General features: G+C 70.9%; 5 protein-coding genes. 4 read left to right on the top strand and 1 reads right to left on the bottom strand.

What is annotated here, in order from left to right; all coding sequences use genetic code 11:
- Positions 1-71 precede the first annotated feature (71 nt).
- Entirely contained in the window at positions 72-6,857 is a 6,786-nt protein-coding gene (locus M1D56_RS16045; RefSeq protein WP_456284201.1) for an SdrD B-like domain-containing protein, read from the bottom strand.
- A gap of 213 nt (positions 6,858-7,070) precedes the next feature.
- Here M1D56_RS16045 and M1D56_RS16050 point away from each other — a divergent pair, with 213 nt between their 5' ends.
- The 4 genes from M1D56_RS16050 (at position 7,071) to M1D56_RS16065 (ending at position 13,156) form a co-directional block, all read left to right on the top strand.
- Positions 7,071-8,399, top strand: a complete 1,329-nt coding sequence (locus M1D56_RS16050) for a right-handed parallel beta-helix repeat-containing protein (protein ID WP_456284202.1) — start codon at positions 7,071-7,073, stop codon at positions 8,397-8,399.
- Positions 8,396-9,169 (top strand): hypothetical protein, encoded by a 774-nt coding sequence (locus M1D56_RS16055; protein WP_456284203.1) that lies wholly within the window; start codon positions 8,396-8,398, stop codon positions 9,167-9,169. Before M1D56_RS16050 ends, M1D56_RS16055 begins: the two co-directional genes overlap by 4 nt.
- A complete protein-coding gene (locus M1D56_RS16060; RefSeq protein WP_456284204.1) occupies positions 9,166-10,401 on the top strand; it encodes a Dyp-type peroxidase in 1,236 nt (411 codons plus the stop codon). Before M1D56_RS16055 ends, M1D56_RS16060 begins: the two co-directional genes overlap by 4 nt.
- 160 nt (positions 10,402-10,561) lie before the next feature.
- On the top strand, positions 10,562-13,156 hold the full coding sequence (locus M1D56_RS16065; protein ID WP_456284205.1) for a hypothetical protein: 2,595 nt from the start codon (positions 10,562-10,564) through the stop codon (positions 13,154-13,156).
- Positions 13,157-13,171: the final 15 nt, after the last annotated feature.

Genomic DNA, 13,171 nt, shown 5'->3' on the forward strand with positions numbered 1-13,171 from the left:
GCTGCTGCGATGGCCGGGGCCGTCATCGGCTCGGCGGACCGGCCCGGGGGAACCGGCCCGCCGAGCTTCTCTCAGCTCTCCCCGCGTCCGCTTGCCGCGTTCTCGCGGCGGCTGCGGGCGATGAAGAGGGCTGCGCCTCCGATGAGGAGGAGGGCGAGTGCTCCGAGGAGCACGATGCCTCCCATGTCGCCGCCTGTGGGGTTCAGCGGCGGGACAGCCGGGTTCTCCGGCTGCTTCGGCTCGTCCGGCTTGCCCGGGACCTCGGGGTCCTGCGGCTCGGTCGGCACGTCGCAGGCCTCGGCGGTGTCGGTCAGGTCGTTGTGCACGATCCCGGCCGTGTTCGCGAAGCCGCCGGTGCCGTTCTCACCCGGTGCCGGGCAGGCGAACGTGGACTCGTCCGTCGCGTCCGCGTCGAGCGTGGCGGTCACGACCACACGGTACGTGTGCTCGCTTCCCGCGCCCAGGGCGACATCCGACGCGACGACGTTCTCGTCCGCGCCTTCCTCTCCCTGACCCGTCCACGACCCGTTCGGCGTGACGCCCTCGGGCGCCTCAGCGATCTCGGCGGTCTGAACCTCGATGCCCGCCCCGAAGCGGAGTCGGTCGGAGAGGTCGTACTCGCCGGCCTGCGCGCCGTCGTTCACCGCGACGATCTCGTACTCGACCGACCACACGCCGTCCTCGTCGACCGTCGGCGAGCCGACGATCTCCTTGGCGATGTCGATGGACGGCAGCGGAGCACAGTCGGTGTCCGTGATCTCCCCGCCGGTCTCGTCCGTCAGCGTCGCGGCGTTGTTCAGGCCCTGCTCGAGGAAGTTGCCGCCCTCGGGAGCCGTGCAACCCGGTGCACCCGTGCCATCCTGCTCCGCCTCAGCGAAGTGCAGCGGCACGTCCACGAGCACCGTCACGCGGTAGACGTGCGGGGCGTACCCCTCGTCGTCCAGGCCGACGATCTCGACGCCGGTCGCGATGCGCTGGTTCTCGGCGCCGTCGAACGACCCCTCGATCTCCACGCCCTCGGGGCCGGTCACCGACACCTCGTCGACCGTCACGACCGGAGCGAAGAGGAACTCGTCGTCCAGGTCGTACCGCGTCGGCTCGTTGCCGGTGTTGCCCACCGTCAGGTCGTACACGACCTCCCACTGGCCTTCGCCGACCGGGGTGGCCGACGACAGCTCCTTGTCCAGAGTCGGCTTGCCGTTCTGGACGCACGCGTCGTCCTCGTCGGAGATGCCGTTCCAGTCCACGGTGGCGTTGTTGTGCAGCGACCCGTCGGGGACGTTGCCGTCTCCGTCGATGCAGCCTTCGACAACGCTCGCGTCGATCTCGTTGTGGTCGAGGGCGTAGCGGACGACGATCGTGTAGGTGTGGACCGTGGATCCTCCCTCGGGCGCTCCGGCAATGGGCTGATCCGTCACGATGCGGACATCGCCATCCGTGCCGAAGCCCGGGTTGATGCCCACCGAGTCAGGAGCATCCGTGGAGATGTCCTGCACGCCGAGGACGGTGAGGCCGTTGCCGGCGATCCACTGGTCGTCCAGGGTGTAATCCGTGCCTGCCGGACCGCGGTTGGTGACCGTGATCTGGTAGGTCGCGTCGTACTGCCCCGGCTGACCCTCGACCGGCGTCACCGCACCCGAGAGCGACTTCTCGATCTCGACCAGCGGCAGCGTCGCGCAGACATCGTCCTCCTGCGTCTCGCCGTTGTGGGTCATGCCCGCGACGTTGTTCAGGCCGCCGTTCTCGCCGGTACCGGGCGCCGGGCACGCGAGCGCGTCCGGCGTGACGGTCTCCACGTCGAGCGACACCGTCACCTCGACGCGGTAGGAGTGCTGCCCGCCCGCCTCGAGCGGGACGCTCTCGGCGATCAGGTTCTGCTCCGACCCGGTCTCGCCCCGACCGGTCCAGCTGGTCGGGTCCTCGACGCCCGCCGGGGTGGAGGTGACATCCGCCGCCTCGATCACGACGCCGTCGCCGTACCGCAGCCCGTCCTCGAGGTCGTACTCGCCCTCGGCGTGACCGATGTTGCCGACCTCGAGGTCGTACACGATCGTCCAGGTACCGTCGCCGTTCGCGACAGGGCCCTCCGCGAGGGTCTTGTCGAAGGTGAACAGCGGCAGCGGCGCGCACTCCTCGTCCGTGGACTGGATGCCGTTGTGGTCGACCCCGGCGGTGTTGTTCAGACCACCGGAGCCCCCTGTGCCCGGCTCCGGGCAGGCCAGAGCATCCGGGTCGACGGACGACTCATCGAGCGCGACCGTGACCGCCACCCGATAGGTGTGGCTGCTCTGAGCCTCGAGCGTCACGTCCTCGGCGATGAGGTTCTCCGCCGCGCCCTCGTCGCCGAGTCCCGTCCAGGACTCGAGCGCCGTGACGCCATCGGGAACCTCCGCCACCTCGGATTCGACGATCTCGATGCCCTCGCCGAAGCGCAGCCGGTCGAAGATGTCGTACTCACCCGACACCTCGCCGAGGTTCTCCGCCACGAGGTCGTACACGATCGTCCAGGTGCCGTCGCCGTTGGGCACGGGGCCCGCCGAGATGGACTTGTCGATCGTGATCTGGGCGACCGTCACGCATGCGTCGTCCGCATCCGCCAGATCGTTGTGCCCGATCCCCGCGGAGTTCACGAGTCCGGCCGCGCCGTCCTCGTCGAACTCGGAGCAGGCCACCTCGGCCAGCCCCCCGAGCGACTCGTCCAGTTCGAGGAGCACCTCGATGCGGTAGGTGTGCACCCCTCCCGCGGCGAGCGGCACGTCGGTGGCGATCACGTTCTCCGCCGACCCCTCCTCGCCCAGGCCGGTCCACCCCTCCTGGGCGGTCACGCCTTCCGGCGTCTCGACGACCTCACGGGAGAGCACCCGCAGATCGCCCATCTCGGTCATCCGGTCGGACACCTCGTAGACGCCCTCGGCTGCACCGTCGTTCGTCGCGACGATGTCGTACGTCACGGTCCATGTCCCGTCGCCGTTGGGCACCGGGCCGGCCGAGATCGACTTGTCGATGTCGATGGACGGCAGCGGCGCGCACGCCTCGTCGTCCTCGGTCACACCGGCCTCGTCGGTCAGCGTCGACGTGTTCGACAGAGCGCTGCCACCGGGGCGCACCGCGCCGTCAGCGCACGCCGTCGGGTCGTCCTCGGTGCCCGCGCCCTCGAACGCGAGCGGGACATCCGAGATCACGGTCAGCGTGTACTCGTGCGGCGCGTAGCCCTCATCGTCCGTGCCCAGGATGGGCACGAGCGAAGCCACGCGCGTGTTCTCCTCGCCGTCCCAGGCGGGGTCGGCGAGCGTGACGCCCTCGGGCGAGCCGGTCACCTCGGCGGAGACCACGTCGACCTCGTCGGCGTACCGCAGCGTGTCGTCGAGGTCGTAGAGGGTCTTCTCGACGCCCTTGTTCGACACGGTGATCCGGTAGTCCGCCTGCCAGCGGCCGTCCCCGATCGGGTTCGCCGAGATCAGCTCCTTCTCGTGCGTGACCTGCCCGAGCTCGCGGCACTCGTCGTCGGGCGACGGGTAGCCGTTGAACTCCGTCTGCGCCGTGTTCAGCAGACCGGTCCCGCTCTCGCCGCTGCCCGCGAGGGAGCAGTCCGACGGGTTCGGGTCGGTCGGCGGGTTCGGCAGCGTGAACGTGTATCGAACGGTCACCTCGTAGCGATGCGTGGCACCGCCCGCGATGGGCTCGTCCGTGACGATCACGTGATCCGTCAGGCCGTCGAACGCATCGCGCACGGCGATGTCGCCCGGATCGACGTTCTCGGCCTCGACCGAGAGCACCTCGACCGCAGAGCCGTACCGCAGCTCGTCGACCAGGTCGTAGTCGGTGTCGGCGCCGGTCAGGCTCCGCACCTCGAGGCCGTACACGACCTCCCACACACCCGGCTCGTTGTCGCGGTCGACGACCGTCGGCTCCGAGACGACGGTCTTGTCGAGCTCGACCAGCGGCAGCTCGCCGCACTCGTCGTCGACGAGGTCCTCGTGGTGCAGCGGATCGAGCGTGGCGACGTTGAACAGGCCCGTCGTCGCGTCGGCCGGCGTCTGCCCGTCGGTGCAGCCCAGCTGGGCCGGGTCGACCATCGCCTCGCCGGTCTCCGGGTCGGCCGTCAGACGAACGGTCACCGCGAGGCGGTACACGTGCGCCGCATCGCCCGTGGACTCCGGCGCGATCGGGAACCGCTCGCTGATCACCGCCTGGTCGTCCACGCCGTTCCAGTTCTCATTGAGAACGGCGCCCTCCGGACCCGACACGACCTCGGTGTCGACGACCTCGATGCCCTCGCCGTACCCGGTCAGGTCATCCGACAGGCCGTACTCACCCGGAGACAGCGACGGGTTGCCGACAACCAGGTCGTACTCGATCCGCCACGTGCCGTCCTCGTCGGGGTTCTCCGTCGGACCCGACACGGTGCGCTTCTCGAGCGTGTAGTCGAGCTGCGAGTAGCCGAAGTCGATCGTGTGGTCGTTCTGCCCCGGACCGCCCGTGGTGACCGCCGCGAACGGGAAGTGACCCGCATCCGACACCTCCACGATGCCATCCGAGTCGTTCCGGTCGGCGTCCACCGAGTCGGCGTCACCCGTGTTCTCTACCGTCGGGTACCAGCCCAGCAGCGGGCCGCCCTCCGCGTAGTCGGCCGGGTTGTCGATGCCGACGACGTAGCTCGTGTTCGTCTTGAGCGCGTAGCCGTTCGTGTTGAGCAGCGCGTTCGACGAGAAGTAGTACTCGCCCAGCGCGTTCGTGAGCGCACTCGACACCCACGTGCGGGTGCCGTCAAGGGCGACCTCGTAGAGGTTCACCGTCGCGCCCTCGACCGCATCCTCGCTCGGATCCTGGACGCCGTCACGATCGATGTCGTACCACACGTAGTTGCCGATCTCGATCGGCGCCGCCGACGCGAGAGCCGACATCGTGCCGAGGCCGTTGCCCTTCATCGTCGCGTCCGGCACCCCCGCCACAGGGGTGAGCTGGGTGACCATCGCGCCACGCGGGTCGTAGTGCGCGCCCGTCTCCTGATAGAGGCGTCGCACACCCACCTGGAATCCGCTGTTCGCGACATGGATGCCCGTCGTGAGCACGCCGTCGTCGCGGCTCGGCACCGTAATGATCGAGCCGAGCGCCTGACCCGTGAACTGACCGGGCTGGAAACCGTCGATCTGCCACGCGTCGTCGAAGTACTTGTGCCCGCCCGGACCGAGCAGGCCCGCAGGCTGCTGGTACAGGGGCGCGGTCGCGCCGTCTCCCTGCACGCCGTCGGCGAAGCCGTTCGACTCCATGGTGAACGTGCCGTCGCCGTTGCCCGTGGCCATGTAGACGTCGCCGACCGAGCGGATCGTCGCCAGTCGGCGATCCGTCGGGCTGACCGCGGTCTGGTAGCCGATCAGGTCGCCGTGCAGGTCGCGCACGCCAACGACGAGGTTGCCGTGCTGGACCCGGGCGTCGGCGACGATCGGCGTTGGACGACGCGCGAAGTTCTCGAAGTCACCGGAGTCCGTCGTCCAGAACTGGAAGTCCCCGGGGGTCTGCGGCGTGTCGCCATAACGGGGGAAGTCCAGCGGGAAGTCGAGGACCTGCGTCAGCCCCGCGGGGTTCGCCGGGTCGAACGCATACACGTATCCGTGCAGATCGGCGTTGTTCTTCGTCGACTCGGCCGTGTTCGTCGCGGTGATGTACATCGTGTTCGTCATCGCGTCCGACGACACTCCGAACGGCCGCAGGTCGCTGCCGTCGGGGAAGAAGCCGTCGAGCTCGATCTCGCGCACCGCCAGCGGCGGCTGCCCAGGCTCGCCCATGTCGATGACCACGAGCGAGCGCTTGTAGAGGTTCACGGCGAACATCTGCGTCTCGTCGGGCGACATCGCGATGCCGCCGAGACCCGTGCGGCCGACCCGTGCCCATGCCTGGGCATCCATCGACCAGTCGTAGAGCGGGTTGTCGAGCGCCGTCCGCGGGCGGATGCCGTCGGGGCCGGGCAGCGCGCCGGCGTCGTACTCGGCGCCGACGTCGATCCCGTGGTCCGTCAGATCGACGAAGACCGATCCGGATCCGGTCGCGGAGTCGAGCGTCCCGCCGTCGGGAGTGACGCGGTAGATGGCGCCGAGGCCGCCCGGACCGAGGCCCGAGTGCCGGCGCATGTAGGCCGCGGTGAAGAGCTCGCCCACCTGGTCGGGCGACGTCGCACGGCGCCAGGTCGAGCCGTTGGTCGCGCCGACGTCGCGGAACGGCACGTTGACCGTGCTCGGAACCTCGCTGCTGGCACTCGCGCTCTCGGCGTCGTACCAGATGATCTGGCCGCCCTCCTTGTCGGCATTCGGGCCGTCGGATCCGGCGTACTGGATCTTCGGAAGGTAGACGCGCGGGTTGTTCTCGACGAAGGCGCCCGGCACGTGGAACGAGAAGTCCACCGCGCCGGCATCCGCGATGTCGACGAACTGCACTGTCGTGCCGTTGGTCGTCCCTCCGGTGCGACCGACGACCGAGTCCTCCCACGCGGCCCACTGCGAATCGTCGGGCACATCGGCCTCGACGCGCCAGCGCTGCGCATCAGAGGTGACGGGAAGGACATACGTCCCGTCGACGCCCGTCAGGACGGGGCCGGCGACGTTGCCCGCATCGTCGTACGCGCGCACCTCGATGCCCTCGAGCCCGAACTCATAGGTGTCGAAGACGCCGTTCGCGTCGTAGTCCTGCCAGATCGATCCGCTGATCTCATCGCCGACGGCTGCCGCAGCCGGCGATGCGGCCGCGACGAGTCCTGTCGCCAGCAGACCCGCGATCGAGACCCCGGCGACCAGGCGCCGCGCTCCCCCGGGTTCGCCGTTCAGCTTCGGCTGAACGGCGCTCCTTCTCTGCAACCGTGACACGGTGCTCCCCTCCGAGTAGGTCGGCGCCCTCCATGAGAGCGCTCGTGCCGCGCCCGACGGGCGCGCGCGGGCGTTCTTTTGAAGACGCCCGCGCACCAGTCAAGGACCTGTGCGTCTGCTGGGAGGTAGCTGGGCAACCGGATTTCACCCCCTTTTTCACATCATCCCGATCCGCTGTCATACCGGTCTCGGATCCCGTCTATGCTCGACCGCATGTGTCCCCGCGCGCGCTTCTCCGCACTAGCGCGGACGCTCGCCATCCTCGCCATCGCCCTCAGCGCGACGGGGTGCACCACGACAGCCGCACAGCCGGAGGAGCCGGTTCTTCAGGAGCTCGTCCGCGTTCCCGAGGACGCGGCGACGATCTCGGAGGGCGTCGACCTCGTCACCCCGGGCGGGATGGTCCTCATCGCCCCCGGAACCTACGAGGAGGAGGTCACCGTCGACAAGGACGACGTGACTCTCCGCGGCGAGGACCGGAACGAGACGATCATCGACGGCGGCGGGACGAACTCGTTCGGCGTCTTCGTGCCCGCCGACGGCGTGCGCGTCGAGAACCTGACGGTGCACTCGACCCAGTTCTACGGGGTGCTCGTGACCGGGATGCACGACGAGAACGGCCCGCTCGCGCACGGCGGCCCGGGTTACACCGAGCTCGACCCCGAGCGGTTCCCGCCCGTCGAGCGGTTCTCGATCGACCACGTCACGGCCTACAACAACGGCCTCTACGGCATCTACGCGTTCAACGCCCGGCACGGATCGATCACCGACTCCTACGCGTCGGGCTCCGCGGACTCGGGCTTCTACGTCGGCCAGTGCGAGGACTGCGACATCCTCGTCGCCGGCAACGTGGCTGAGCGCAACGCCATCGGGTTCGAGAACGCGAATGCATCCGACTCGCTCACGATCGCGGGCAATCGGTTCTCGGGCAACCGCATCGGGATGACGCTCATCTCGAACTACCAGGAGGCGTTCACCCCGCAGCGGGAGAACGCGGTGTTCGGCAATCTCATCGGCGACAACGCGAACGGCGAATCGCCGGCCCACGCGCTCGGCGGGTTCGGCGTCGGCCTCGCCGTCAACGGCGGCCAGCGCAACGTGATCTCGGCCAACCGCATCGAGGGAAACCCGACCGCCGGGATCCTGCTGTCGAACTCCGAGGACATCCCCGCCGAGGACAACGCCTTCTCGGACAACGCCGTGTCCGGCAACGGAGTCGATGCCGTGGACACGTCGGCGGAACGCGCTCTCGGCCGAGGGAACTGCTTCGACGGCGCAGGACCTGCGACCTCCGCCCCCGAGGAGCTCCGCGCGACGTCGTGCCCTTCGGATGCGGTCGCGCCCGGCGGCGGGACGACCCCCGACGTCGAGGTGCCGCGCGGCATGAGCTTCCTCCAGATCCCCGCTCCTCCCGCGCAACCGGGTCTCGACGACGTGGAGACGCCGCCGCAGCCCCTGCCCGCCGCGGTCGACATGCCCGCAGTCTCCGAGCATCCGCTGCCCGAGCGGACACTCCTCGAAGACCGGGCGGCCGTCCGGTGAGAGGCCGCAGCCTGCTGCGCCGCCTCCTCATCGGCGGCGCCGTCTCGACCGTCCTCGTGGCGGCCAGCGCATGCGCCCCGACGACGGCCCCCGCAGAGGATCCCGCTCAGGACGCTCGTCCCCTGTCATCGGACGAAGCCGAGAGCCTCGCGATGATGCGGTTCCGGAACTTCGACGCCGGCGTCCGCGCCGTCGAGCTCAGCGTCGCCGACGCGGGCCAGGACTACGCGGTGTCGGGGTGGGTCGACTACGCCGCGCACCTCGGCTACGCGACGATCGACGCCCGCGGCGAGCGCTCGCTGATCGCATGGAGTGCCGACGCGATCAGCAGCCATCCGTCGGCGGACCCGACGCCGCCGCTGCCGCCGCCCGGGTTGGACGCGGACGCAGCCGAGTGGACGACGAGCGATCTCGTGCCCGACGCGTCGCGCCTGCACGCCGCGCTCAGCGTGGTGCTCTCCCTCACCTCGGATCGCCCCGACAACCCTCTGCTCCTTCAGCAGACGGATGCCCGCTGGCTGCGGGAGGAGACGATCGGCGACGTCGCCGTGGACGTGATCGCGGGCCCGACCTCCGACACCCCCTACGACCCGGAGTCGGGCGCGGCGGACGATGGGAGCGACGCCGTCCTGCGCTACTGGATCGACGAGAGCGGCCTCCTTCACCGCGCGGAGGTGCGGCTGGGCGGGAGCGGCGAGTGGACCGCCGTCGAGTTCGACGAGGCTCCCGGCGTCGCGTTCGCCGACGCGTTCCTCGGAGCCGGGCGATGACCGGCCTGCCTCGACGCGATCTCCTGCGCAGCGTCGCGGCCGCGGGCTTCGGCGTCGCGGCCGGCGCGGTGGGCGGGTGGTCGGCGTCGCGCGCCTTCCCGGCCGAGGCGGCGGAGAGCGGCGAACCGGAGTCCGCACGGGAGACGGCCGCGCCCGGCGCCTTCGCCCGCGTGGACCCGCACGGTGCGCACCAGGCGGGCATCGCCCGCCCGTCCACCCCTCAGGCGCACGAGGTCGTCACCGTGCTGGACCTGCCGGATGTCCCCGCCGCGGATGGCGCGGATGAGACGTTCCGATCCGGTCTCAGCGAGATGCTGGCACACCTCGGCGAGCTCATCACCGCGCTCGTCGAGCCGGGCCCCGACGGGGAGAGCGCGCGCAGCTCCGCCGGCATGTTCGAGGGGCCGCGCGACCTGACGGTCACGGTCGGACTCGGCCCGCGGGCGCTCGCGGCCCTGGACAGCTCGCTCCCCGGCGCCGAGCCGCTCCCTGCCTTCGCGGGAGACGCGCGTCTTCCCGCCGAGCGCACCGGCGGCGACCTGCTGATCGCGGTCTGCAGCAGCGACGTCAACGACGCCGCTGCGGCGTCTCGCGCCCTCATCGCGCGCTCGGGCGCCGTCCCTCGCTGGGCGCAGCGGGGGTTCCGCGGCGTCGGAGCTGGCACCGTCGCCCGGAGTCCGATCGGCTTCCTCGATGGCATCATCGTGCCGCACGGCGATCGGGAGATGTCGGAGCACGTGTGGATCGCGGACGGCCCGCTCGCAGGCGGCACGATCTGCGTCATCCGCCGCCTGCGGATCGACATCGAGCGCTTCCGCGCGCTCGCCCAGCCGCAGCAGGAGGGCGTGGTCGGGCGACGGCGCGGCGACGGCTCGCCGCTCTCCGGCGGCGCGCGCGACGACGAGGTGGATCTCCTCGCCAAGACCCCCGAGGGCGAGTTCGTCGTCCCGGCCCGCTCGCACGTCCGCGCCGCCCACCCGTCCTTCACCGGCAGCGCGCTCATGCTCCGGCGTGGGTACGGGTTCGACGACGGCATCGCCGCGGACGGCACAGCCGATGCGGGGCTCCTGTTCACGTGCTTCCAGCGCGACCTGCGCACGTTCGTCCAGACCCAGCACCGGCTCGACGAGGTGGACGACCTCATGGGGTTCACGACGACGACGGCGAGCGCGAGCTTCGCGATCCTCCCCGGCTTCGGACTCTCCCACCCCCTGGGGTCCACGCTGCCGTGATCTCGCCGTCCTCTCGCGTGGGGCGTCGTGTCCGCCAGGCCGAGGACACGACGGCGTCGGCCCCTGACCGGTCGTCTCGATCATGACGGCGCACGACCCCGTGCCCTCGGTTCCCGAGACACCGCCGGGTTCCATCCCTCGCGCACGCCTCCTCGAAGCGATGAGCGGCGCCGAGCGCCTGTGCGTCATCCGTGCGCCCGGCGGAATGGGCAAGACGACACTGCTGTCTCAGTGGGCCCTGGAGCCCTCACGGCACGGCGGCGCGACGATCGTCTGGACGGAAGGGCGCGCCGTCCCCGGATCGCGGGCCGGCTTCTGGCTGCGCACGCTCACGCAGATCCACGCGCGCGGTCTCGTCGACGACGCGACCCTCTATCGCGAGGTCGCCGCGATCGCCGACGGCCAGGACGCGATCGTCGATGCGATGCGGCGGACCCTGGAGGACGTCGCCGCCCCCGTGGTCCTCCTCATCGACGACCTCCTGCCGGAGGCGGACCGCGAGGCGATCGCACGCGACGTCATCGCGCTGCTGGGCGCCGTCCCGCGGCTGCGGTGCATCATCGCGACGAGCGGCGGATGCACCCTCGAGCCGCTCGCCCGGGAAGCCGGCATCTCGATGCGGATGATCACCGAGCAGGACATCGCGCTGACTCCGGGCGAGGTGCGCGCCGTGACGGAGCTCAACGCGCCGGATCTCCCCTCGCGCACGCGCGAGCTGCTCGCGACGAGCTCGGCGACGCGCAGAGCCGCCGCCCTCCGCTACAGCCTGACGACGCTGCGTCGGGACGGCGACCCGGGGCCGGAGGGCGTCCTCGACCGGGCGTCGGCCGGGTTCGTCGAGCGCCTCGACCCCGCCCTCCAGGACTTCGTGGGCATCACCTCGCTCTCGCCCGCCGTCGACGTCGAGCTGGCACGCACGCTCAGCGGGCGCGACGACGCCGAGACGCTGCTGGAGCTCCTCGAGGAGAGCGGCGCGGGCCAGTGGACGCGGACCGCTTCGGGGCAGCGCCTGTTCCGCTTCGGCACGAGCGTGCGGGCCGAAGCGACGGAGGCCTACATCCGTCGGCACCCCGAGCGTCTCGCGGCGGCCCGCTCGCGCATCGCACGCTGGCTCTTCACGGTGCTCGAAGACGACCTGACCGCCCTCGAGCTCGCGCTCGAGGGCGGCGACCTCGCCTTCGCGTCGCACGTCACGCTCCGGGCGTTCCCGTTCAACCGCGAGGACGGCACGCGCGCGGTCGAGATCCTGCGGAGGATCCCGGCCGCGAGCGTCCACCGGCACCCTGTTCTCGCCCTCTGGTACGGACTCGTGCTGCGCGCCGATCCGGCGACGCACGAGCGGGCCGCCGAGTTCCTGGCCTCCGCAACACGGATCGGGCGGGTGCACGACCAGGCGACGAGCCCCTGGGAGCGCGCGGTGCACCGCGCCCTGGAAAGCGTCGTCTGGCGGCTTCTCGGGGACGCCCCCAGGATGCTCGACGCGGCTCGGAGGGCAGTCGACCTGCTCGAGCACGCTCCCGCTGCACCGGACTTCGACCGCAGGCTCACGGCGATCGTCGCCGCCGTGCTCTACCAGTGCGGTGTCAGCGCGTTCTACGCCGACGATCACGAGCTCGCCCGCCGCGCCTTCTCCGCCCTCGTCGTGCTCTCCGAGCAGCATCGGCTCGGCCATCTCCGGAACGCCGCGCTGTCCGGCCTCGCCTTCCTCGACGCGGTGGAGGGACGGATCTCGTCGGCCGAGCGCACCCTCGCGCGGATCCCCGAAGCCGAGTGGCCCGTGACCTGGTCGTCGGGCTACATGGGCGCCCTGTGGCGCCTCGCCCGCACGTGGGTGCACCTCTCGGACGGACGACCCCAGGCCGCGCTGGACGAGCTCGCGAAGCTGGACGACGACGTCGACGGGACGGAGCACTGGGACGTCATCCTCGCCCTCCGCGTCCTCTCCGAGAGTCTTGTCGGGCGTCGACAGGAGGCCGTGCACACGTTCGAGCGCACACGCCGGGCATACCTGACTCCGACGACGCTCCCGTCGACCCTCGACCGGCTCGCGGCGATCTCCGCGACCCTGGATCTCGTCGGCGGGAGCGTGTCCGACGTCCGCCGCCAGGGCAACGCACGCCGTGTGTCGGTGATCCTGCGCGCGGTCGAGGCGATGGCGGAGAGCGTCGCGGGCTCGCACGATGTCGCCGCCGGTCTCGTCGCCCGGGCCGAGCACGAGTCGGCCGCGCCGGTTCAGGAGATGTTCGCCGTCGTCGCGGCCATCGCGGTGTCTCTGCGGCTCGCTGACGGGCGTGACCTGCACCGCCTGGCCGCCCGGCTCGCGTCGATCGTCTCCGCGCAGCGGCTCCGTTGGCCCCTCGCCCTCATCTCGCCGGGCGACCGCGAGCGCATCGTCGCCGCACTCGAGGAGGGAGGGGAGTCCGGGAGCGCGGAGGTCCTGCGGGACGCGTTCGAGGTGATGCCCTCTCAGCTCGCCGACGCGGTCTGGACCGGACATCTGGACCGGACATCTGACGCCGGTTCTGACGCGCCGCGAGTCCGTCGTCCTCTTCGCCCTCGCGCAGACGCCGAGCCGAGCGGAGATCGCCGACCGCCTCTTCGTGTCGGTGAACACCGTCAAGGCGCAGGTCCGCTCGATCTACGCGAAGCTCGGCGTGAACTCGCGAGAGGAGGCCCTCGCGCGTGCGGTCGCCCTGGGCCTGCTCAGCCCGGACGAGGACGAGGGCACGGTCTGACGCCCGTATGCTCGGGATAGCCGTGGCCGGCGTCC

The organism is Microbacterium sp. JZ101 (genome assembly GCF_053903175.1).

Excerpts from the sequence above, each read along its gene's own strand:
- M1D56_RS16050 (WP_456284202.1), top strand. The coding sequence starts at position 7,071 with ATGTGTCCCCGCGCGCGCTTCTCCGCACTAGCGCGGACGCTCGCCATC.
- M1D56_RS16060 (WP_456284204.1), top strand. The coding sequence starts at position 9,166 with ATGACCGGCCTGCCTCGACGCGATCTCCTGCGCAGCGTCGCGGCCGCG.
- M1D56_RS16065 (WP_456284205.1), top strand. The coding sequence starts at position 10,562 with ATGAGCGGCGCCGAGCGCCTGTGCGTCATCCGTGCGCCCGGCGGAATG.